Here is a 20,296-nt window from a genome sequence, read left to right as displayed (position 1 = left end):
TCCGCTTCTCAGCTTGGCTTGCCGAGTCTCTTCGGCACCTGGCCCGCAAGCGCATCGAGCTCGGGCAGCGAATCGAGGAGATCGTCGAGCGCCTCGCTGACGATCTGCTGCGCCGAGCGGTTGGTGACCGCGCAGGCGAGCCGCAATTTCAGATGGCGTTCCGCGTCGAGCCGGAGGGTGAAGGCCGCCTTGGCCTTCGCGCCGGCTTCCTGGCGCGGTCGCGCCGGCAGGGTGACCACGTCGGCAGCTTTCCGAGCCTTGGTCTTCCTGAGCGGCACCTGGATCTTTTCCGCCGCCGGCTCTTCCTTGGCGCCGGCGAAGCTCGCTTCGATCGCGCGCTGCTGCTCGACGACGGGCGGAGGGGTGAAATCCATCTCCTCATGCTCGTCGAGCTCGGCGCTGGGCTCCTCGCCCGGCTTGGGCGCCGGGGTCAGGGCCGAAATCTTGCTCGGCACGCGCTCGGGGATATCGTTCTCATAGGCAGCCAAAGGCTCCGCCGGAGCCGGCGGCGCGTAGCCCATGTCGTTCCAGCCGAGATCCTCCATGCCCATGCCCATCTGGCCGAAGCCTTGCGGGCGCATGGCCGGCTTGGCCGCGCCCTTGCGGGCGAGCAGGCCCGATGAGAGGGACGCGAAGGGCTTGGGCTCGCTCATCACCCGGCCTCCCACCTTACTGGCCCACCACGCGGCGGCCGAAACCGCCCGCCGCGGGACGCTGCAGCGCGTGCGGCGAGATGCCGCCCGGAGCGGCAAAGACGGTGCGGCGGAAATTCTTTTCGAGCCGGTCGGAAATATAGTCCCACAGCTCGGCGACCTCGCGGGCCGACTTGCCGTTGGGGTCGACCTCCATCACCGTGCGGCCATCGATCATCGAGGCGGCGAAATCGGTGCGGTGGTGGAGCGTTACCGGCGCCACCGTGCCGTGCTGCGACAGGGCGACGGCGGCCTCGTAGGTGATCTTCGCCTTGGGCGTCGCCGCGTTGACGACGAAGATGAGCGGCTTGCCGGCGCGTTCGCAGAGATCGACCGTGGCGCCCACGGCGCGCAGGTCGTGCGGGCTGGGGCGAGTCGGAATGACAATCAACTCGGCCACCTGGATGACGCTCTGGATCGCCATGGTGATGGCCGGCGGCGTGTCGATGACGGCGAGGCGGAAGCCCTGCTGGCGCAGCACCTCGAGGTCGGCGGCGAGGCGCGCGACAGTGGTCTGGGCGAAAGCGGGCATTTCATCCTCGCGCTCGTTCCACCAATCGGCGAGCGAGCCTTGCGGATCGATATCGATAAGGCAGACGGGGCCGTGGCCGACGCGCTGCGCCTGCACGGCCAGATGGCCGGACAGGGTGGTCTTGCCCGATCCACCTTTCTGAGACGACAGTGCCAAGACGCGCATGATTTCCCCTCGGTTCGCGGACCTTCGGGATATGAATTGCGCCCGTGGCTGCTAAAATCTGGTTAACATCCCGGCGAGGGAATGGCGGTGTGGGGCCGGCCATGGCGAAGCCGCTGATTTTTATGTAAAGAACGGCTTAAGCATTTTTCCGCTAGATAAGTCCGTGACTTGTCGGCCCTGGGGGAGGGTTTCAGAATGCATCATCGCCAATATCTGTTCATCGCCGCGACCGCTGTTGCGGCCTTCCTTGCCGCGCCCGCCGCCGCCGACGTCAAGGCGGGCGTCGACGCCTGGAACGCCGGCAATTTCACCGCCGCTGTCGCCGAATGGCGCCCGCTCGCCGACAAAGGCGACGCCGACGCGCAGTTCAACATGGGCCAGGCCTATCGCTTCGGCAAAGGCGTGCCCAAGGACCTTCGCATCACGCAAAGCTGGTATCAAAAGGCCGCGCAGCAGGGCCATGAGAAGGCGCAGGCCAATCTCGGCATCCTACTGTTCGATACGGGCAAGCGCGCCGAAGCGATGCCCTGGATCAAGAAGGCGGCGGACCGGGGCGATCCGCGCGCGCTCTATGTGCTCGGCACGGCGCACTTCAATGGCGATCTCGTGGCCAAAGACTGGCCGCGCGCCTACGCGATGATGACGCGCGCTGCCGCCGCCGGTCTGCCTCCCGCCGCGAATAGCCTGGCCGAAATGGACAAATATGTTCCCGCCGCCGACCGCCAGAAGGGCATAGCTCTGGCTCGGCAGATCGGGAATGGCGGCAGCGTAGCCAGCCCGCCCAAGGGACCGGCACCGAAGCCGCCCCGGGTCGCCGGAGCGGCGAAGCCCGCTCCTGCCGCCAAGACCCCTGCCGCAAAACCCGCAGCGGCTCCCGTCGCAACCGGCCGCTGGCGCGTCCAACTGGGTGCCTATAGCAGCGCCGATTCCGCGCGCGAGCAATGGACGGCCGCGAGCAAGAAGATCGCGGCTCTCAAGGGCTTGCACCCTTATTACGAACCCGCGGGCAAGCTGACCCGCCTGCGCGTCGGGCCTTTGGCCGACAAAGCCGCCGCGGAGGGCCTTTGCGCTTCGGTCAAGGCGGCGGGACAGGGCTGCTACATCGTCGCGCCCTAGGGAGCGCCAGCTTAACGAATTTTTCGTGCCCCCTCCCCTAGCGTCGCCGCGGGGAAGCGTATCGAGGGGGAGGAACGATGGGAGCAAGGCCGCAATTTGTCGGCGCGTCGGCCATGGCATCACGATGGCGGCGACGCAGCATGTGCGTGCTGATCGCCGACCTGCCGACGCCGGCGGCGCTGCGCGACGTCTCCGCCACCGGCGCCTTCCTCGAAACCAACGCCCGTCCGCCGCTCGGCGCTGGTGTCGAGCTCCAGCATCCGGAAGCCGGCGCGATTGCCGGGACGGTATGCTCGGTCGCCGACGACGGCATCGCCATCGGCTTCGAAGCGGCGAGCAGTCGGTTGCCTTCGCGCTCGCCGCCATCACCTCGGATATGAGCCGGCCTCCCCTTCAGGCCTCCCAATCGTCCCGTGAATAGCCTTGCGCGAAGAGCAAGGCGCTGAGGTCGCCATGCTCGATCCGCGCGTCCGCGCCTGCGGCGACCTTCGGCTTGGCATGGTAGGCGATGCCGAGGCCCGCGGCTTGCAGCATCGGTATGTCGTTGGCGCCGTCGCCGATGGCGAGGCAATCGGCAAGGTCGACCTGCTGCTGGGCGGCCGCATTGACCAAGGCCTCAACTTTGCCTTCGGAGGCCAGGATCGGCTCCTCGACCAGACCGGTGAGCCTTCCTTCCTCGATCAACAGCCTGTTTGAAGCGGCGAGGTTGAAACCGATGGCGCTCGCCACCTGATCCGCGAAACGCGAGAATCCACCGGAGACGAGCAGGCAGTAAGCGCCCTCCCGCCGCATGGTCCGGACCAGCGCCCGGGCACCCGGCGTGATCCGCACCCGCTCGGCGTGGCAGCGGTCGAGAACGGCTTCCTCCAGCCCCTTGAGGAGGATGACGCGCTCGCGAAGGGCGGCCTCGAAATCGATCTCGCCGCGCATGGCACGCTCTGTGACTTCGGCGACTTCGGCCTTGCGACCGGCATAGTCGGCGAGCTCGTCGATGCACTCGACGGTGATCATCGTCGAATCCATGTCGGCAACGAGCAGGCGCTTGCGCCGCCCCGCCTCGCCCTGGACGACCAGGTCCACGCCGGGGATCAGCCCCTCCAGTGCCGCCTTGGCGAGGACCGGGTCGGCCGAGAACAGGATGTCGCAGGCTACGTCCGCCTCGATCCAGCTGCGGCCCATCGGCTCGATGCCATGCTCGCGCAGCGCATCCTCGGCGGTGGAAATATCGCCGCTGGAAAGGCGGCGGGCTGCTATCAGGGTGGCGATGAACATGGATTCCCCTGCAAGAACGAAGCTGGCGCTTATCGCGGGAGCAACCGCGAGCGGCAAGTCGGCTCTGGCCCTGGCGCTGGCCGAACGGCAAGCCGGCACGGTCATCAACGCCGACAGCGCCCAGGTTTACCGCGACCTCCGTATCGTTAGCGCCCGGCCTTCTGAGGCGGAGGAAGCTCGCGCCCCTCACCGCCTCTACGGCTATCGCGACGGCGCGGTCGCCTGCTCCGCCGCCGACTGGGCGGATGACGCCAAGGCCGCAATTCGCGAAGCGCAGCAGCAAGGTCGGCTGCCGATCCTCGTCGGCGGCACGGGGCTGTACATCCGAACGCTCCTGGAGGGGATCGCACCCATTCCGCCAATCGATCCGGACATTCGGGCCGAGGTGCGCGCCCTTCCCGTCGCCGAGGCTCACGCCTTGCTCGTCCGCGAGGACCCCATGGCCGCCGAGCGCCTGCGGCCGAGCGACACAACCCGGGTCGCGCGCGCCCTGGAAGTCGTGCGCTCGACCGGGCGGCCGCTGGGCGAATGGCACAGGGAGAAGGTCGGCGGCATCGCCGGCGACGTGCGCCTCGTCCCGCTCATCCTCCTGCCGCCGCGCGACTGGCTCTACACCCGCTGCGACCGGCGCTTCGAGACGATGATGGAGGAGGAAGGCCTGGCCGAGGTGGAGTCGCTTCTGGAGCGTCGGCTCGACCCTGCCCTCCCCGTGATGCGCGCCATCGGGGTGCCGGAGATCGCCGCCTTCCTCGCGGGCGAGCTCAGCCGGGAGCAAGCGTTGGAAGCCGGCCGCATCGCCACCCGCCAATATGCCAAGCGCCAATATACCTGGTTCTCGCGCCAGCCGCCGGCGGCGTGGCCGCGCTTCACCGAGCCGCTCGATTGCGAGGGGCTGGCAAATGCCCTAGCCCGGCTCGAGGAACAGATAGGAAGCTGATGCAGGTCTATTTCGACAGTGATGCCGATCCGGCGCTGATCCGGACGAAGCGGATCGCCATCCTGGGCTATGGCAATCAGGGCCGACCGCAGGCGCTGAACCTGCGCGACAGCGGCGTCGAGCAGCTACGCGTCGCTCTGCGCGAAGGCTCGTCCAGCGCGGGTGACGTGCGGGCCGACGGCCTTGACGTCATGACGCCGGCCGAAGCGGCGGCGTGGGCCGATATTATGGTCATGCTCTTCCCCGACGAGGAGCAGGGCCAGGTCTATCGTGAGGCGCTGGCGCCCAACCTCAGGCAAGGCGCCGCGCTCATCTTCGCTCACGGCCTCGCCATCCGCTTTGCCCTGATCGAGCCGCGCGACGATCTGGACGTGTTCCTGGTGGCGCCCAAGGGTCCGGGCACGGCGCTGCGCGAGGAGTATCTGAAAGGCAGCGGGCTCATCTCGCTCTTCGCTATCCATCAGGACGCGACGGGATCGGCCCGTCCCCTCGCCCTCTCCTACGGAAGCGCCATCGGCAGCGGCCGGGTCGGGATGCTGGAGACGAGCTTCGCCGAGGAATGCGAGGCCGACCTGTTCAACGAGCAGGCGGTGCTCTGGGGCGCCATTCCCGAGTTGATCCAGGCCGGGTTCGACACGTTGGTGGAAGCGGGCTTCTCGCCCGAAGTCGCCTATCTTGAATGCCTTACCGAGGTGAAGCTGATCGCCGATCTCATCTACGCGCGCGGCATCGCCGGGATGCGGGAAGCCATCTCGAACACCGCCGAGTTCGGCGCGCTCAAGGGCGGCGAGCGCATCGTCACCGCCGACACCCGCACCGAAATGCGCCGCATCCTCCGCGATGTCCGAAACGGCAGCTTCGTCAAGGATTTGCTCTCCGATGCTGAGAACGGATATGCGCTCCTGAAAGCCTCCCGCGCCAGAGCGAGCGCCCATCCCATCGAGCAGGCGCGGGCCCGGCTGGAACGGCTCAAGGACCGGCCATGATCTTCGCCGAGTCGGAAAGGCTCCGGCTGCGGCGGCTGCGTGACGACGATCTCGAGCCGCTGATCCGGAACTGGTCCGATCCGGCCATAAGCCGCTACACCAGCCGCCGACCCGACCTCCGCGGTTTCCTGACCCAGATCGTCGCCGACATGCAGGCCAAGCTGCCGGGCGAGACGGAGCCCGGCGGCCCCTGGTATCAGTTCGTCATCGAGCGGCGGGAGAATGGGCTGGCGATCGGGGACATCGGCGTTGGGTTCGGCATACCCGGCGAGCGTCAGGTCGAGCTCGGCTATCGCCTGCACCCCGACCACCAGCGCCGAGGCTATGCCCGGGAGGCCGTGGCGGCGATCATCGACTATCTGGTCGACAGCCATGCCATTCACCGCTTCGTCGCCGTCACCGCCGCGCCGAACACGGCCTCGATCGCCCTCCTCCGATCCCTCGGCTTTCGCAAGGAAGGCGAGTTTCGCCAAAGCTTCCTCTGCGACGGCGCGTGGCTGGACGACGAATATTATGCGCTCCTCGCCAGCGAATGGACGGTGCGGCGAACCTAACCCGGCGGAATCGTCCACAGATAGATGTTCGCCCGCTCGGTCGAAACGGTGCCCTCCGGCTTCCAATCGCCCATGTCGTGCCAGTAGCTGACGACCCGCGTGCCCGGCTTCAGCTGACGGAGCAGGATCGGCCTTAGCTTGAGATTGACGTCGGGTGAGAGGAACAGGGTCACCACCGTCGCGTCGCTGAAATCGGCCTCGAAGAGGTCCTCGTTGCGGAAGCTCACACGGTCCGTGACTCCCGCCTCGCGCGCATTCGCCTGCGCCTCGGCGATACGTTCGGGATCGATGTCGATCCCGACGCCGCGCGCACCGAAAACCTCGGCGGCCATGATCGGAATCCGCCCATCGCCCGAGCCGAGGTCGTAGACGACATCCTGCGGCCCCACCTTGGCAAGCTCCAGCATCTCGCGCACCACCGGCCTCGGGCTCGGTTCATAGCGGACGTCAGGCTTGCGAACGGTCGTGACCGCCAATGTCCCTTGCGATCCGCCTTCCGGGGACGCGGGAGCGCAGCTGGCCAGCGCCGTCATCAGCAGGATCGGCACGGCCTTCACCGGCTATTTCCTCCCGAACAGTTTCTCGATGTCGCCATGTCCGAGCTTAACCCAGGTCGGGCGGCCATGGTTGCACTGACCGCTGTGCGGCGTGACCTCCATCTCCCGGAGCAGGGCATTCATCTCGGCGACCGACAGCAGCCGCCCCGCCCTGACCGAGCCGTGGCAGGCCATGGTAGCGGCGACATGGTCGAGGCGTTCCTTCAGGGACAGCGCCTCGTCATAGGCGGCGAGCTCGTCGGCGAGGTCGGTGACGAGGCCGTTGATGTCGCCCTGCCCCAACAATGCCGGCGTGGCGCGGACGAGCATGGCACGCGGCCCGAACCGCTCCAGTTCCAGACCCATTTCGGCGAGCTCGGCGGCGCGGCCTTCAAGCCGGTCGCAGGCCGGCTCGTCCAGCTCGACCACCTCGGGGAGCAGAAGCGCCTGCGACGCGACGCCGCCGTTGGCCATCGCCGCGCGCATCCGCTCGAGCACCAGGCGTTCGTGCGCGGCATGCTGGTCTACGAGGACGAGCCCGTCCTCCGCTTCGGCGACGATATAGGTGGCGGCGACCTGGCCGCGTGCGACGCCGAGCGGGAAAGTGCCCGCGTGCGGCGGCGACTCCGTCGCCGGCTCGGCCCGCGCCTGGAGCGGAGCGGCATATTGCGGGTGCCGGTCCCAGACGCCGGTGGGTTCAGTCTGTCCGCGAGGCAGGCCGAACCAGTTGCCCTGCCCCGGCGTCGGCATCGGAAAGCTCGGGCTGCGCATCGCCTGCGCCGGCTCCTGCTGCCAGTTGCCGAGCGCCGCCGCGGACGGGCGCTGGGCGCTGCGGTGGCCGGCGGAGTCGAGCGCGTGGCGGAGGCCGCCGATGATGAGGCCGCGGATGTTGCCGGAATCTCGAAAGCGGACCTCGGTCTTGGCGGGATGGACGTTGACGTCCACCTCCTCGCCGGGAAGGTCGATGAAAAGCGCGAGGATCGGGTGGCGGTCGCGCGCGAGCAGGTCCTGATAGGCGGCGCGCACGGCGCCGATCAGCAGCCGGTCCTTCACCGGCCGGCCGTTGACGAAAAGATATTGATGATCGGCGACACCGCGGTTGAAGGTCGGAAGGCCGGCCACGCCGCCGAGCCGCGCCGGACCGCGCTCATAGTCGATGGCGACGCTATTGTCCGCGAGGCCCCGGTCGGTGAGTGCCGCCACCCGCGCCGGCCGGTCCTCCCCCGGCTGGACCGACAGGCTGCGACGGCCGTCATGGTCGAGGCTGAAGCCGATATCGGGCCGCGCCATGGCGAGCCGCTTCACGACATCGAGGCAGGCGCCATATTCGGAGCGCGGCGAGCGCAGGAACTTGCGCCGCGCCGGCACCCGCGCGAACAGGTCCTCGACGGTGATTCGCGTGCCCGGCGGAAGCGCGGCCGGCCCCTCCTCGACGAGCCTGCCATTGTCTATGTCGCTCGCCCAGCCGTCCGCGCCCCGTATCCGGCTCTCGACCCGCAGCCGGGCGACGCTGGCGATGGACGGCAGCGCCTCGCCGCGAAAGCCGAGCGTCGCCACCCGCTCGATCGCATCGTCGGGCAGTTTCGAGGTGGCGTGGCGCTCCAGCGCCAGGGCCATGTCGGCCGGACTCATGCCGCAGCCGTCGTCGGTCACCTCGATCCGGTCGGTGCCGCCGCCGCCGAGCGAAATGGCGATTCGCGTGGCGCCGGCATCGATCGCGTTTTCCACCAATTCTTTCAACACGCTGGCCGGCCTCTCCACGACTTCACCGGCGGCGATGCGGTTGACGAGATGTTCAGGAAGACGGCGTATTGACATGGACGAGTCTCTAGACCAATCGGCTCCCTCTCGCGAGGCGTTAACTGTTTTGTGGACGCGATGAGCGGGGGCACCCTATAGAGGCGATACTGGCGGAACCGGCCTCGGCCCGGCGCCGCGAATCCGAGGAAGCGAGACCTGCTCATATGTCCCTGATGCGTTTTCTGAAGTTCCCGTCGCACGACATGGCCATCGATCTCGGCACGGCGAATACGGTCGTCTATGTGCGCGGGCGCGGCGTCGTTCTGAACGAGCCCTCGGTGGTCGCGATCGAGACGATCAACGGCGTCAAGCGCGTCAAGGCGGTCGGCGACGACGCCAAGCTGATGATGGGCAAGACGCCCGACCAGATCGAGGCGATTCGCCCCCTGCGCGACGGCGTCATCGCGGACATCGATGTCGCCGAGCAGATGATCAAGCATTTCATCCAGAAGGTTCATGGCAAGCGCCGCTTCCCGCGCTGGCCGGAGATCGTGATCTGCGTGCCCTCGGGCTCCACCTCGGTCGAGCGCCGCGCCATCCGTGACGCCGCCTCCAACGCCGGCGCCTCGGCGGTCTATCTGATCGAGGAGCCCATGGCCGCCGCGATCGGCGCCGACATGCCGGTGACCGAGCCGATCGGATCGATGGTCGTCGACATTGGCGGCGGCACCACCGAAGTCGCGGTCCTCTCCCTGCGCGGCCTCGCCTACACCACCTCGGTGCGGGTCGGGGGCGACAAGATGGACGAGGCGATCTCCTCCTACGTCCGCCGCAACCATAACCTCCTCATCGGCGAGGCGACGGCCGAGCGCATCAAGCAGCAGGTCGGCATCGCCAAGCCGCCGGCCGACGGCGACGGTCTCACCGTCCACATCAAGGGCCGCGATCTCGTCAACGGCGTGCCCAAGGAGATCACGATCAACCAGCGCCAGATCGCCGAGGCGCTGTCCGAGCCGGTCGGCACCATCGTCGAGGGCGTCCGCATCGCGCTCGAGAACACCGCGCCGGAGCTTGCCGCCGACATCGTCGACCAGGGCATTGTGCTGACCGGCGGCGGCGCGCTGCTGCAGGGGCTGGACGAGGTGCTGCGCGACGAGACGGGCCTCCCCGTCACCGTCGCCGACGATCCCTTGACCTGCGTTGCCCTCGGCACCGGCAGGGCGCTGGAGGAGGAGATCTTCCGCGGCGTCCTGACCACGGCCTGAGCGGGGCGAGGAGACGATGGCGCCGCCCAAGACCCGGCGCCCCGGATTTTCCCGCAGGGCGCAATACGGACTGTTCATCGGCTATGTCGTGGCGGTGGGCGGCGTCCTGTTCGCGGTCCTGCTGCTGATCGTCGCCATGGTCGATCCGCGGGGCTTCAACGCCCTGCGCGGCGCCGCGCTCGACGCCACCCTGCCGATCAGCTCCGCCGGGCGGGCCGTGGTCCGAGGCGTCACGAACAGCGGCGAGGCAGTCAGCCACTACTTCATGGCCGCCTCGCAGAACGACGATCTGAAGCGGCAGCTCGAGGCAACGCACAATCGGCTGGTGGAGGCTCGGGCGCTGGAACTCGAGAATCGCCGCCTTAAGCGCCTGCTCAAGCTCACCAAGGACCTCACCGAGGAGGTCGCGACGACTCGCATCGTATCCTCATCCTTCGATTCCAGCCGTCGGCTCGCGACCATCGCGGCCGGCCGGGGCGACGGCGTCCAGATCGGCTATCCGGTCCGGGCGCCGGAGGGGCTGATCGGTCGAGTCGTCGAAACCGGCCATTTCGCTTCCCGGGTGCTGCTGCTCACCGACGGCGCCAGCAATGTGCCCGTGCAGCTGGCGCGCGAAGGCACGCCGGCCATGGCCACCGGCCTTGGCGACGGGACGATCGAGATCAAGCCGCTCGAGCTCGGCGAGAACCCGTTCAAGCGCGGCGACGTCTTCGTCACCTCCGGCACCGGCGGGATTTACGCGCCCGGCATTCCCGTTGCCATGGTGGTATCGGCGGACCGCGACCGGACGATCGCCCGGCCCCTCGCCGATCCGGCGCGGATAGACTTCGCGGTCGTGCAGAGCCTTTACGAACCGGCGGCCGGCGAACCGCTTGCGCCGGCGCCGACGCAAACGGCGGACGCGGCGCAATGAACCGGATCGCGCTCACCCAAAGCGACGTCCGGAGGGCGGATCGGCGGCGGCGTTACGTGCCGGTCGCCTCGACCATTGCCGCATCTCTGCTGACCTTGCTGCCCGTGATCGTGACCTCGCCGATCGTCCCGGATTTCGCCTTCCTGACCTTGATCGCGTGGCGCCTGCTCCGGCCGGAAATCTGGTCGGCGACGACCGCGCTTCCGCTGGGGCTTCTCAACGATCTGCTGGCCGGGCACCCGCTCGGCCAGTCGATGGCGCTGTGGACGATCGTCTTCCTCGCCTTCGACCTGCTCGATAGCCGCGTCCTCTTCCGCGACTATTGGATGGACTGGTTCTTCGCGACGCTGGCGATCCTCTTCTATGTGTGGAGCGGCTGGGTGATCGGCCGGCTGATGGGGAGCGACACGGCTTTCGCGGTGGTGGCGCCGCAACTCATCGCGTCCGTCTTCGCCTTTCCGCTGGTGGCCCGGGTCGTCCTTGCGCTAGACAGGTGGCGTCTGTCGCGATGAAACGGCGCATTCCTCTCGTTACGGAAAACAGCCAGACCTACACCTTCACCCGCCGGGCGCTGGTGCTGGGGGGAATGCAGGGCGGGATCGCCGCGCTCATCGCCGGTCGCATGGCCTGGCTCTCGGTCGCCGAGAATGAGCGCTACAAGCTATTGGCCGAGAGCAACCGCTTCCAGCTGATGATCGTGCCGCCCCGCCGCGGCTGGATCGTCGATCGCGAAGGACAGCCGATCGCGATCAACCGCAGCGACTATCGCGTCGACCTGATCCCGGACCAGCTGGAGGACCCGGACCGGATCATCGCTCAACTCACGAAGCTGCTCGCGCTGCCGGCCGAGGAAGTGCAGCGAATCCGGACCGAGCTGGAAGGCGCCGCCGGCTATCAACCCGTGCCCGTCGCGGAAAATCTGAGCTTCGACAAATATGCCGCCGTCACGCTCCGCCTGCCGGAGCTGCCGGGGGTTTCCCCCTTGCGCGGGTTCAGCCGCTACTATCCGGACGGTGCCGCGGTCGGCCAGCTGGTCGGCTATGTCGGCATCGCGAACAAGGAGGAGTATGAGGAGTCCGGCAAGAACCGTCTGCTGATCACGCCCGGATTCAAGATCGGCAAGGACGGCCTTGAAAAGACGATGGAACATCAGATGCGCGGCACCCCGGGGGCGAAGCGTCTGGAAGTGACGGCGCGTGGCAAGCTGGTGCGCGAGCTTTCAACCGTTCCCGACAAGCCGGGCAAGACGCTGCCCCTCGCCATCGACGCCGGCCTCCAGACCTATGCCGCCCGCCGCCTCGGAGACGAGTCCGGCGCCGTCATCGTCTTGGATTGCCAGAACGGCGACATTCTCTGCATGGCGTCGATGCCGTCCTTCGATCCCAACAGCTTTTCCGACGGCATCAGTCACAATGAATGGAACATGCTGTCGCAGGACGAGCGGCGGCCGCTGGTCAACAAGGCGCTGAGCTCGCTCTATCCGCCCGGATCGACCGTGAAGCCGATGGCCGCCATGGCGCTGCTCAGCGCCGGCATCGATCCGGAGGAACGGGTCTATTGCGGCGGCGGCTATCAGCTGGGGAACCGCTTCTTCCGCTGCCTCGGCCGGCACGGACCGATGACCATGCACACCGCCATCGCGCGCAGCTGCAACACCTATTTCTACGCAATGGGCAATCGCATCGGCTATGACGCGATCGCCGTGATGGCCCGGCGGCTGGGGCTCGGCGAGGAATATCCCCTCCCGGTCGTCTCCCAAAGCTACGGCACGGTGCCCGACAGCGCCTGGAAGATGCGCAAATACAAGCAGGATTGGACCCGATCGGACACGCTCAATGCCGTGATCGGCCAAGGTTATCTGCTGGTCAATCCGCTCCAGCTTGCCGTCATGGCGGCAAGGATCGCTTCCGGCCGAAACCTTCAGCCGACCCTGATCCGTGGCCGGGAGCGGCCGGCACCGCCGCTCGACATGCCGCCCGAGCATTTCGAGGCGGTGCGGCATGGCATGTGGGAAGTGGTGAACGGCGCCGGCACGGCCGGCCGCAGCCGGTTACCGTTGGACGGCATCCAGATGGGCGGCAAGACCGGCACCGCCCAGGTCCGGCGCATCGCCGCCGGCCAGCGCGGACAGGGCGGCGACTGGAAATATCGGGACCACGGCCTGTTCGTCTGCTTCGCGCCCACCGACAATCCGCGCTACGCCGCCTCGGTCGTGATCGAGCATGGCATGGGCGGCTCCCGCGCCGCCGCGCCGGTGGCGAAGGACGTGCTCACCTATCTGTTCGACAAGCCCAAGGCGATGGAGGCGCTGACCGCACTCGAGGAGGGCTGGGGCGGCAACATCACCGAGCGCATGAAGCGGGACGAGCGCCGCTGGTTGGCGGCCCAGGCAGCGAAAAAGGCGGACTCGCCGTCGGCGACGGAAAGCGCGGCGGGAGGGAGCACGGCGTGATCGGCAATTCCCTCGTTCCCGCGCCGATCGCCGTCCTTCCCTGGAAGGTTCTGTTCATCATCATGGCGATCGGCCTGTTCGGCGGCATGACGCTCTATTCCGCAGCGGGCGGATCGCTCGGCCCCTGGGCCCTCAACCATTTCATCCGCTTCACCGGACTCCTCGGAATGGCTGTCGCCCTTTCCTATTTCCGGCCACGCCAATTCCGCGACTGGGCCTACCCGGCTTATGGCGCAGTGATGATCCTGCTGCTCGTGGTCGAGGCGATCGGGGTCGTCGGCGGCGGCGCCCAGAGCTGGCTCAATCTCGGCCTCATTCAGCTTCAACCGTCCGAGTTGATGAAGCCCATCATCGTCCTGGTCCTGGCCGGCTTCTATGCCGGGCTTCCCACCGGCGAGATCAGGAAATGGAGCGCGATATGGCCGCCGGCGGTGTTGACGCTCATCCCGACCGTCCTGATCCTGATGCAGCCCGATCTCGGCACGGCGCTGCTGCTCATCTTCTCGGCGCTCACCGTCATGTTCCTGGCCGGTCTGCCACTGAGGCTGTTCGTCGGCGGCGGGCTCGCCGTCGCGGCGATGATTCCGATCGTCTACGCCTTCTTCATGATGCCGCATCAGCAGAAGCGCGTGCTGATCTTCCTCAATCCGGAAGAGGATCCCCTGGGCGCCGGCTATCACATCACCCAGTCCAAGATCGCGATCGGCTCCGGCGGCCTCTTCGGCAAGGGCTATCTCAACGGAACCCAGAGCCACCTCCATTATCTGCCCGAGCAGCATACCGACTTCATCTTCCCGGCGATGGTCGAGGAATGGGGGCTGATGGGCGGCCTGTTCCTGATCCTCTGCTTCGTCCTGCTGTTCCGTTGGGGCATGGCCGTCGCGCTCGAAACCAAGGACCGGTTCGAGCGGCTGACGGCGGCGGGGCTTACCATGACGATCTTCTTTTACTTCGCAGTCAACCTGCTGATGGTGATGGGGCTGGCGCCGGTGGTGGGCATCCCCCTGCCCCTCTTCTCCTATGGCGGATCGGCGATGCTGACCGTCATGCTGTGCCTTGGCATCCTGATGTCGATCGACCGGAACAACCGGCGCGAGCGGCGACGGCTCTGACCGGCCCCGGCAACAAGCCTCTGGCGCCAGTGGACGGCTGTCCTTAAACGCCGGGTTCATCCGGCCCGTCGCAAGGCGGGGCCGATTGGGTAAACAATGGATGGACTCCCGCCGGGCCAAGGGCTTAGGCGGACGACAGCGTGCGGGATAGCAAAGATTCGATGGTGAACAGAGGTCGGGGGCTGTGGCTTGCCGCGCTCGGATCGACGATCCTGGGCGTGCCCGCCCTTGCGCAGGAGGCATCGCCGCCCGCGTCGGACGTCATCGGCCCGCCCGCGCTCCAGGATTTCGAACTGAGGCCGGAGAACCAGGCGGCGCCGGTCGGAGAGCCGAGGCCGACCATCGCCCCGCTGTCGCCGCCTGCGCAGTCGGCCGAGCAGCAGCAGCCTGCTGCCTCGGAGCCGGTGGTGACGATCGCGCCGCCGCCTGCCCCGGTTACGAACCGGCCCGCTCCCCGACGTCAGCCAAGTCCGGTCGAGCAACGTGCGACGCGCAGCGCGTCGACGCCGACCGCCGAAGTGCCCGCGCCGCGCGAGCCGGCCACCGATCCCACCGCCGAACCGCTCGCTTCGCCCCTCCCGAATGAAGTTCCGGTCTCGCAGCCGCCTTCGAGCGCTACCGAGCCGCTGGAGCAGGCGCCCTTGGAGCTGGACGACACCGGCGGCCAATGGTGGCTCTACCTGCTGTTTGCCGGCCTCGTCGCTGGCCTTGGCTTCGTCGCTCTTCGCCGCAGGAGCCAGGCGGCTCCAGTCGTCTCCGCACCGGTCGCGGCGGCTCCGCTCCGACCAGCGACTCCTGCGCCCCCCGCTCCGCCCGTCCGCGAAGAGCCGGCGCGAGCGTGGATCGACCTCGAATTCAGGCCCCTCGAGGCCGGAACGACTGCTAGCCATGCCACGGTGAAGTTCGAGCTGACGGTGCGCAACACCGGTGACGGCGAAGCGCGCGACGTCAGGATCGACGGCCGTCTGTTCAACGCCGGTCCAACCCAGGATCAAGAGATCGGCGCCTACTTCGCCGAAGTCGCCGCCGGCGGCATGCCCGCGCCGAGGCCGCTCGCCGCCAAGACGCAGATGCCCTATCGCGGCACCGTGCTGCTGCCGCGCGAACAGGTTCGGGAGGTCACGGTGCAGGGGCGTCGCCTGTTCATCCCGATGGTGGCGTTCAAGGTCCGCTATCGCTGGGGCGAAACGGGGACGGGCCAGACCTCGGCCTCCTACCTGGTCGGAAGCGAAAGCGATCCGCCGACCGAGAAGATGGGGCCCTTCCGGCTCGATCTCGGCCCTCGAATCTATCGTAAGGTGGGGCAGCGCGAGCACCGCCTCCGCCGTCGCATCTGACCCCTAGCGCGCGCGTTCGTGCGCCGTGTCGGCGTCGATCGGCCTCGGCGCGTCGGCCTCCGATCGCTCGCCTCGCTGGCGGTTGTCCGGCGAGGGATCCTGGCCCTTTTTTTTCACATTGCCCGTGATGTCGGCGCTTTCCTCGCGCGGCTTTTCGGGTGCGGGGCCCTGGTTGACCGTATTCTCGTGGCCGGTTCCGCTCTTGGTGGTTCCCATCTGACTTCTCCATCGGCTTTGCACCAGCCAACGAACCGGGGGGTCAAGCGTTGCGCGATCCGGGCGCTCTCGGCTAGGGGGTTCGGCATGTCAGACGAAACTTCGAAGCCGGATCCGGCTGCCAAGCCCGACGAGAACAACAAGTCCAAGAAGCGCGTGGCGACCGGCGTCGCCGTCGGTATCGGATCGGCGGCCATCGTCGCCGCTCTGCTCTACGCCAACCGGTCGCGAAAGAACGACAAGGGCGGCCCTAAATAGGCAGCATGCCGAAATAGGCGAGGACCGCCACCACCAGGATCAGCAGTGCGATCGCGGCAATGATGCCGCCGCCACTGCCGCGCTCGACGATCACGGTCTCTTTTTCGGTCACGGGTTCACGCTCGTCCATGGGCCGTCTCCATCCTTGTTACAGGACGAAAACGTTCCCCCCGCCGCGGCGTTCCCCTCAGGCGGCGTGGGCGACGGTGCCGGCGAGCCAGGCGCGCGCCTGGCGCTGCGCCTCGGCGATCTCCCGGGCGGTCATCTCCTCGGCGATCTCCGCGCGGCATCGCTGCCCTTCGCGGCTGCCGTTGAGCGCGGCGAGGTTGAACCATTTATGGGCTTGGATGAGGTCGACATCGACCCCGTTCGATCCCGTGGAATAAGCGACGCCCAATTCATACAAGGCCGCCGCATTTCCCCCGGCGGCTTCGGCGAGGCGGCTTTCCATCAGAAAGGCCGCGGACCTCAGGCTGTTCCCCATCACATGCCCCCTGTCGACTTATTGTCGAGGGCGAATGTCGACCCTTTTGTGCAAAGAAATGGTTAACGGCCCGGTGACGTTCTTCAGCTGTGTGCCGGGACGACCGGCAGATTGTCGATAAGGCGCGTCCTGCCGAGGCGGGCGGCGGCCAGCAGACGGCTGGGCCGCGAGAGGCTCGACAGCGGCTGCAGCGTCTCCGCATCGCACAGCTGGACATAGTCGATCGGGTCGAAGCCGGCGGCTGCCAGCTTGCCGCGCGCCGTCGCGAGCGCCTCGTCTATGTCTACGCCCTCCAGAATCGCCCGTGCCGCCTCGCCCAGCGCCCGCGGCAGCGCGCGGGCGGCGACCCGCTCCTCATCCGACAGATAGATGTTGCGCGAGGACAAAGCGAGGCCGTCGGCGTCGCGCTGGGTGGGGACGCCGATCACCTCCACCGGCAGATCGAGATCGCGTGTCATCCGGCGAATGACGGCTAGCTGCTGATAATCCTTCTCGCCGAACAGGGCCACATCCGGGCGGACCTGGTTGAAGAGCTTGGCGACCACCGTCGCCACGCCGTCGAAATGGCCGGGCCGGGAGGCTCCGCACAGCCCCTCGCTCACTCCCGCCATGGAAACAGTGGTGGCATAGCCTTCCGGGTACATGACCTCGACGGCCGGCGTCCACAAAAGCTCGCAGCCCGCCTCTTCCAGCATGCGGGAGTCGCTCGCCTCCCGGCGCGGGTAGGCGGCAAGATCCTCGTTGGGCCCGAACTGGGTCGGGTTGACGAAGATGGAGACGACGACATGGGCCGCGTGCCGCTTCGCCTCGGCGACGAGCGCCATGTGGCCGGCGTGGAGGGCGCCCATCGTCGGGACCAGAGCGACGCCGCCGCCTTCCTGGCGCAGTGTTGCGACGGCGTCCCTAAGGGCATCTATTTCACGGATTAATTGCACGGCCTCATGGCCTCCGATACAGGCTTGGCCTATTCATGAACCGCGCTCCTTGCTGGAGCGCGGCGGCGAGATCAAGAGGGGGCAAGGCAGGAACGATGACCGGGGCAAGGCCGCACTTCATCGTATTCGCCAACGAAAAGGGCGGAACGGGCAAATCGACGACGGCCGTCCACAGCGCGGTGGCGCTTGCTGCCGCCGGTCGGCGCGTGGCGGCGATCGACCTCGACACGCGGCAAAGAACCCTCGGCCGCTACCTCGACAATCGCGCCGCCTCGATCGCGCGGCTGGGCACGCCGCTGCCGATGCCGGTATACGAGACGTTCGACCCGGCCAAGGACGAGACCCTTCACGACCAGATCGAGCGCCTGGCCGGCGATGCCGACGTCGTCGTCATCGACACGCCCGGCCGCGATGATCCCCACGCGCGGGAGGCGATGCTCAGCGCCGACACGCTGGTGACGCCGATCAACGACAGCTTCGTCGACCTCGACCTGATCGGCGAGGTGGACGCCGAAACCTACAAGATCCGCCGCCCCAGCTTCTACGCCGAGCTGGTCTGGAACAGCCGCACCCAGAAGGCGAAGGCGACCGGAACGAGCGTCGATTGGGTCGTGCTTCGCAACCGTCTCCAGCATGTCGAGGCGAAGAATATGCGCCGCGTCGGCGCCGCCCTCGACGAGTTGTCGCGGCGCGTGGGCTTCCGCGTCATTCCAGGCCTTGGCGAGCGCGTCATCTTCCGCGAACTCTTTCCCAAGGGGCTGACCCTGCTCGACCTCGCCCATCTCGGCAATGTCGGAATCAGCCACATCGCCGCTCGCCAGGAACTGCGCGAGATGATCGCTGGCTTCGGCCTTCCCGAGGAAGGACGAGAGCCGGCGCCGCTTCGGGCTGCCGCGGGCTGAGATGCCGGTCGCGCTGCTCCTGCTGATCGCGGCCGGAGCCGGCTGGGCCTGGTGGACCGGCCGCCTCAAGGGACTGACCTTCGAAGACGGTATTGCCGGCGCCGCTTTCCTCCTCGGCATTCGATTCGCCACGACAGGACGCCTCGCGCTCGGACTGCCATTGATGGCGGGCTCCGCGCTGTGGGCCGTCTACCGGCGGGGTCGCAGGGCCTCGCCATCGATGCCGGTAGCGGAAGCACGCCAGCTTCTCGGCGTCGATGAGACCGCCACCCTCGCCGACATACGCGATGCGCACCGCCGCTTAATTGCCAGGGTCCATCCCGACAAAGGCGGCTCGGCGGATCTCGCCCACCGGGTCAACCTTGCCAGGGACACTTTGGTCGCCGAAATGAACCGTCGAACGCCTCGCGCGTCTTGATTGTCCCACACTAGACCGGAGTCCTTCATGAGCCACCGTTTCCACCCGACGACCCTTCGCGAGTACGACATACGCGGCATCGTGGGAGAAACGCTGGGCGAAGTGGATGCCCACGCGATCGGCCGGAGCTTTGCGACGCTGGTCAGGCGCGGCGGCGGCACTCGCGTGGCTGTCGGTTATGATGGCCGGGAAAGTTCGCCGGCCCTCGAAAAGGCGCTGATCCGCGGCCTCAACGAATCGGGCGTCGACGTCACCCGCGTCGGCCTCGGGCCGACGCCGATGCTCTACTTCGCCGAAGCGGAGCTGGAAGTGGACGGCGGCATCATGATCACCGGCAGCCACAATCCCGCCCATTATAACGGCTTCAAGATGGTGATGTTCGGCAACGCTTTCTTCGGAGAGGACATCAAGCGCCTCGGCGCCATGGCCGCCGAAGGCGATTGGGAGGACGGCGAAGGCACGGTCGGCGAGGCCGACGTCATGGACATGTATGTCGACCGGCTGCTCAGGAATTTCGACGGCGCCGCCTTCCGCATCGCCTGGGACGCCGGCAACGGCGCCGCGGGCCCCGTGGTCGAGAAACTGACCGCGCGCCTGCCGGGCGAACACCATCTCCTCTACACCGACGTCGACAGCCGCTTCCCGAACCACCATCCCGACCCGACCGAGGAAAAGAATCTCGAGGACCTGAAAGCAGCCGTGGCCGGTAAGGGCCTCGATTTCGGCATCGCGTTCGACGGCGACGGCGATCGGATCGGCGCCGTTGACGGCGAGGGCCGCGTCGTCTGGGGCGACCAGCTTCTCTCCATCCTCGCCGAGCCGGTCCTGCAGGACGTGGACGGCGCCACCATCATCGCCGACGTGAAGGCGAGCCAGGCCCTGTTCGATCGCGTCGCCGAGCTGGGTGGACAGCCGCTGATGTGGAAGACGGGCCATAGCCTCATCAAGTCCAAGATGAAGGAAACCGGCTCGCCTCTGGCCGGCGAGATGAGCGGCCACATCTTCTTCGCCCATGACTATTACGGGTTCGACGACGCGCTCTATGCGGCGGTGCGCCTGATCCGTGCCGTGACCCATCTCGGCGGCTCGCTGACCGCGCTCCGCTCCGCCATGCCGGACATGGTCAACACGCCCGAAATGCGCTTCCAGGTCGACGAAAGCCGGAAATTCCCGGTGGTCGAGGAAGTGCTGGAGCGCTTGGAGGGGAACGGCGCCGAGGTGAACCGCACCGACGGTGCTCGCGTCACCACCGACGATGGCTGGTGGCTGCTCCGCGCCTCCAACACCCAGGATGTGCTCGTCGCGCGGGCCGAGGCGAGGACGCGCGAAGGCCTCGATCGTCTCGTTGCCCAGATCGACGAGCAGCTTGCCTTGTCGGGCCTTCAACGGGGTCCGCAGGCGGCACACTGATCCAGCGCTTCTCGGGAAAGGTCGGGGAGGACACAGGCGTGCATTGACGCCCCTCCCCTTTACC

24 protein-coding genes are annotated in these 20,296 nt (G+C 67.5%); 15 read left to right on the top strand and 9 right to left on the bottom strand.

Annotated elements, in window-relative coordinates:
• Positions 1 to 8: 8 nt before the first annotated feature.
• Positions 9 to 653 (bottom strand): hypothetical protein, encoded by a 645-nt coding sequence (locus DF286_RS13010; RefSeq protein WP_109271832.1) that lies wholly within the window; start codon positions 651 to 653, stop codon positions 9 to 11.
• A 16-nt stretch (positions 654 to 669) separates the two neighbouring features.
• Positions 670 to 1,389, bottom strand: coding sequence for a ParA family protein (locus tag DF286_RS13005; RefSeq protein WP_109271831.1), 720 nt, complete (start codon positions 1,387 to 1,389; stop codon positions 670 to 672).
• Between the two features lie 195 nt (positions 1,390 to 1,584).
• Between DF286_RS13005 and DF286_RS13000 the strand changes: the two genes are divergently transcribed.
• Positions 1,585 to 2,505: an SPOR domain-containing protein gene (locus DF286_RS13000; RefSeq protein ID WP_109271830.1), complete on the top strand. Its 921-nt coding sequence runs from the start codon at positions 1,585 to 1,587 to the stop codon at positions 2,503 to 2,505.
• Between the two features lie 146 nt (positions 2,506 to 2,651).
• Positions 2,652 to 2,885, top strand: coding sequence for a hypothetical protein (locus DF286_RS12995; protein ID WP_146193628.1), 234 nt, complete (start codon positions 2,652 to 2,654; stop codon positions 2,883 to 2,885).
• 13 nt (positions 2,886 to 2,898) lie between these two features.
• Here DF286_RS12995 and serB read toward each other — a convergent pair whose 3' ends face one another.
• A complete protein-coding gene (gene serB, locus DF286_RS12990) occupies positions 2,899 to 3,777 on the bottom strand; it encodes a phosphoserine phosphatase SerB (RefSeq protein WP_109271828.1) in 879 nt (292 codons plus the stop codon).
• On the opposite strand from serB, the gene miaA reads away from it, so the two are divergent.
• The 3 genes from miaA to DF286_RS12975 are packed head-to-tail and all read left to right on the top strand — an operon-like array spanning position 3,776 to position 6,254.
• Positions 3,776 to 4,714 (top strand): tRNA (adenosine(37)-N6)-dimethylallyltransferase MiaA, encoded by a 939-nt coding sequence (miaA, locus tag DF286_RS12985; protein ID WP_109271827.1) that lies wholly within the window; start codon positions 3,776 to 3,778, stop codon positions 4,712 to 4,714. The two genes, serB and miaA, sit on opposite strands and share 2 nt — an antisense overlap.
• Positions 4,714 to 5,700: a ketol-acid reductoisomerase gene (gene ilvC / locus DF286_RS12980; protein WP_109271826.1), complete on the top strand. Its 987-nt coding sequence runs from the start codon at positions 4,714 to 4,716 to the stop codon at positions 5,698 to 5,700. The genes miaA and ilvC overlap by 1 nt, the downstream gene beginning before the upstream one ends.
• Entirely contained in the window at positions 5,697 to 6,254 is a 558-nt protein-coding gene (locus DF286_RS12975; RefSeq protein ID WP_109271825.1) for a GNAT family N-acetyltransferase, read from the top strand. Before ilvC ends, DF286_RS12975 begins: the two co-directional genes overlap by 4 nt.
• Here the strand turns inward: DF286_RS12975 and DF286_RS12970 are convergent.
• Together DF286_RS12970 and mutL are read right to left on the bottom strand one after the other, a co-directional pair.
• Positions 6,251 to 6,811 carry an SAM-dependent methyltransferase gene (locus tag DF286_RS12970; protein WP_207790031.1) on the bottom strand — a complete coding sequence of 187 codons (561 nt, stop codon included), beginning with the start codon at positions 6,809 to 6,811 and terminating at the stop codon, positions 6,251 to 6,253. The genes DF286_RS12975 and DF286_RS12970 overlap by 4 nt on opposite strands.
• A 3-nt stretch (positions 6,812 to 6,814) precedes the next feature.
• Positions 6,815 to 8,608, bottom strand: coding sequence for a DNA mismatch repair endonuclease MutL (gene mutL, locus DF286_RS12965; RefSeq protein WP_109271824.1), 1,794 nt, complete (start codon positions 8,606 to 8,608; stop codon positions 6,815 to 6,817).
• Positions 8,609 to 8,754: 146 nt separating this feature from the next.
• Here mutL and DF286_RS12960 point away from each other — a divergent pair, with 146 nt between their 5' ends.
• From DF286_RS12960 to DF286_RS12935, 6 genes are all read left to right on the top strand, one after another.
• Complete coding sequence (locus tag DF286_RS12960) at positions 8,755 to 9,795, top strand: rod shape-determining protein (protein WP_109271823.1); 1,041 nt, start codon at positions 8,755 to 8,757, stop codon at positions 9,793 to 9,795.
• A gap of 16 nt (positions 9,796 to 9,811) precedes the next feature.
• Entirely contained in the window at positions 9,812 to 10,708 is an 897-nt protein-coding gene (mreC, locus tag DF286_RS12955; RefSeq protein ID WP_109271822.1) for a rod shape-determining protein MreC, read from the top strand.
• Complete coding sequence (gene mreD / locus DF286_RS12950; RefSeq protein ID WP_109271821.1) at positions 10,705 to 11,220, top strand: rod shape-determining protein MreD; 516 nt, start codon at positions 10,705 to 10,707, stop codon at positions 11,218 to 11,220. The genes mreC and mreD overlap by 4 nt, the downstream gene beginning before the upstream one ends.
• Complete coding sequence (mrdA, locus tag DF286_RS12945) at positions 11,217 to 13,160, top strand: penicillin-binding protein 2 (protein ID WP_109271820.1); 1,944 nt, start codon at positions 11,217 to 11,219, stop codon at positions 13,158 to 13,160. Before mreD ends, mrdA begins: the two co-directional genes overlap by 4 nt.
• Positions 13,160 to 14,272 carry a rod shape-determining protein RodA gene (gene rodA / locus DF286_RS12940; RefSeq protein ID WP_109272182.1) on the top strand — a complete coding sequence of 371 codons (1,113 nt, stop codon included), beginning with the start codon at positions 13,160 to 13,162 and terminating at the stop codon, positions 14,270 to 14,272. Before mrdA ends, rodA begins: the two co-directional genes overlap by 1 nt.
• A gap of 164 nt (positions 14,273 to 14,436) precedes the next feature.
• The gene (locus tag DF286_RS12935; protein ID WP_146193627.1) at positions 14,437 to 15,609 is read left to right on the top strand and encodes a hypothetical protein; all 1,173 of its coding nucleotides are present in this window, start codon (positions 14,437 to 14,439) and stop codon (positions 15,607 to 15,609) included.
• Between the two features lie 3 nt (positions 15,610 to 15,612).
• Here DF286_RS12935 and DF286_RS12930 read toward each other — a convergent pair whose 3' ends face one another.
• Complete coding sequence (locus DF286_RS12930) at positions 15,613 to 15,825, bottom strand: hypothetical protein (RefSeq protein WP_109271818.1); 213 nt, start codon at positions 15,823 to 15,825, stop codon at positions 15,613 to 15,615.
• Positions 15,826 to 15,912: 87 nt separating this feature from the next.
• Here DF286_RS12930 and DF286_RS15270 point away from each other — a divergent pair, with 87 nt between their 5' ends.
• Complete coding sequence (locus DF286_RS15270) at positions 15,913 to 16,083, top strand: hypothetical protein (protein ID WP_170303964.1); 171 nt, start codon at positions 15,913 to 15,915, stop codon at positions 16,081 to 16,083.
• Here DF286_RS15270 and DF286_RS15210 read toward each other — a convergent pair.
• The 3 genes from DF286_RS15210 to panC all read right to left on the bottom strand — a co-directional run bounded on the left by DF286_RS15210 (position 16,076) and on the right by panC (position 17,502).
• On the bottom strand, positions 16,076 to 16,213 hold the full coding sequence (locus DF286_RS15210; RefSeq protein ID WP_158274692.1) for a hypothetical protein: 138 nt from the start codon (positions 16,211 to 16,213) through the stop codon (positions 16,076 to 16,078). The genes DF286_RS15270 and DF286_RS15210 overlap by 8 nt on opposite strands.
• A gap of 57 nt (positions 16,214 to 16,270) precedes the next feature.
• A complete protein-coding gene (locus DF286_RS12925; protein WP_109271817.1) occupies positions 16,271 to 16,567 on the bottom strand; it encodes an SEL1-like repeat protein in 297 nt (98 codons plus the stop codon).
• 83 nt (positions 16,568 to 16,650) lie between these two features.
• Positions 16,651 to 17,502: a pantoate--beta-alanine ligase gene (gene panC, locus DF286_RS12920; protein ID WP_109271816.1), complete on the bottom strand. Its 852-nt coding sequence runs from the start codon at positions 17,500 to 17,502 to the stop codon at positions 16,651 to 16,653.
• A 95-nt stretch (positions 17,503 to 17,597) separates the two neighbouring features.
• On the opposite strand from panC, the gene DF286_RS12915 reads away from it, so the two are divergent.
• From DF286_RS12915 to pgmG, 3 genes are read left to right on the top strand one after another with little or no spacing between them, the layout of a single operon-like run.
• Positions 17,598 to 18,404 (top strand): division plane positioning ATPase MipZ, encoded by an 807-nt coding sequence (locus tag DF286_RS12915; RefSeq protein WP_109271815.1) that lies wholly within the window; start codon positions 17,598 to 17,600, stop codon positions 18,402 to 18,404.
• A gap of 1 nt (position 18,405) precedes the next feature.
• The gene (locus DF286_RS12910) at positions 18,406 to 18,822 is read left to right on the top strand and encodes a DnaJ domain-containing protein (RefSeq protein WP_109271814.1); all 417 of its coding nucleotides are present in this window, start codon (positions 18,406 to 18,408) and stop codon (positions 18,820 to 18,822) included.
• A gap of 27 nt (positions 18,823 to 18,849) precedes the next feature.
• Positions 18,850 to 20,232, top strand: a complete 1,383-nt coding sequence (pgmG, locus tag DF286_RS12905) for a phosphoglucomutase/phosphomannomutase PgmG (RefSeq protein ID WP_109271813.1) — start codon at positions 18,850 to 18,852, stop codon at positions 20,230 to 20,232.
• Positions 20,233 to 20,296: the final 64 nt, after the last annotated feature.

This window comes from Sphingosinicella humi (assembly GCF_003129465.1).
Classification (GTDB): Bacteria; Pseudomonadota; Alphaproteobacteria; order Sphingomonadales; family Sphingomonadaceae; genus Allosphingosinicella; species Allosphingosinicella humi.
The sequence above is the reverse complement of the archived record's forward strand: the minus strand, read 5'-3'. Positions and strand labels throughout refer to the sequence as shown.

Bases quoted from the DNA above. Each gene is read 5' to 3' on its own strand.
- DF286_RS13010 (WP_109271832.1), bottom strand. From the start codon at position 653: ATGAGCGAGCCCAAGCCCTTCGCGTCCCTCTCATCGGGCCTGCTCGCC.
- DF286_RS13005 (WP_109271831.1), bottom strand. From the start codon at position 1,389: ATGCGCGTCTTGGCACTGTCGTCTCAGAAAGGTGGATCGGGCAAGACC.
- DF286_RS13000 (WP_109271830.1), top strand. From the start codon at position 1,585: ATGCATCATCGCCAATATCTGTTCATCGCCGCGACCGCTGTTGCGGCC.
- miaA (WP_109271827.1), top strand. From the start codon at position 3,776: ATGGATTCCCCTGCAAGAACGAAGCTGGCGCTTATCGCGGGAGCAACC.
- serB (WP_109271828.1), bottom strand. From the start codon at position 3,777: ATGTTCATCGCCACCCTGATAGCAGCCCGCCGCCTTTCCAGCGGCGAT.
- ilvC (WP_109271826.1), top strand. From the start codon at position 4,714: ATGCAGGTCTATTTCGACAGTGATGCCGATCCGGCGCTGATCCGGACG.
- DF286_RS12975 (WP_109271825.1), top strand. From the start codon at position 5,697: ATGATCTTCGCCGAGTCGGAAAGGCTCCGGCTGCGGCGGCTGCGTGAC.
- mutL (WP_109271824.1), bottom strand. From the start codon at position 8,608: ATGTCAATACGCCGTCTTCCTGAACATCTCGTCAACCGCATCGCCGCC.
- DF286_RS12960 (WP_109271823.1), top strand. From the start codon at position 8,755: ATGTCCCTGATGCGTTTTCTGAAGTTCCCGTCGCACGACATGGCCATC.
- mreC (WP_109271822.1), top strand. From the start codon at position 9,812: ATGGCGCCGCCCAAGACCCGGCGCCCCGGATTTTCCCGCAGGGCGCAA.
- mreD (WP_109271821.1), top strand. From the start codon at position 10,705: ATGAACCGGATCGCGCTCACCCAAAGCGACGTCCGGAGGGCGGATCGG.
- mrdA (WP_109271820.1), top strand. From the start codon at position 11,217: ATGAAACGGCGCATTCCTCTCGTTACGGAAAACAGCCAGACCTACACC.
- DF286_RS12930 (WP_109271818.1), bottom strand. From the start codon at position 15,825: ATGGGAACCACCAAGAGCGGAACCGGCCACGAGAATACGGTCAACCAG.
- DF286_RS15270 (WP_170303964.1), top strand. From the start codon at position 15,913: ATGTCAGACGAAACTTCGAAGCCGGATCCGGCTGCCAAGCCCGACGAG.
- DF286_RS15210 (WP_158274692.1), bottom strand. From the start codon at position 16,213: ATGGACGAGCGTGAACCCGTGACCGAAAAAGAGACCGTGATCGTCGAG.
- DF286_RS12925 (WP_109271817.1), bottom strand. From the start codon at position 16,567: ATGGGGAACAGCCTGAGGTCCGCGGCCTTTCTGATGGAAAGCCGCCTC.
- DF286_RS12915 (WP_109271815.1), top strand. From the start codon at position 17,598: ATGACCGGGGCAAGGCCGCACTTCATCGTATTCGCCAACGAAAAGGGC.
- DF286_RS12910 (WP_109271814.1), top strand. From the start codon at position 18,406: ATGCCGGTCGCGCTGCTCCTGCTGATCGCGGCCGGAGCCGGCTGGGCC.
- pgmG (WP_109271813.1), top strand. From the start codon at position 18,850: ATGAGCCACCGTTTCCACCCGACGACCCTTCGCGAGTACGACATACGC.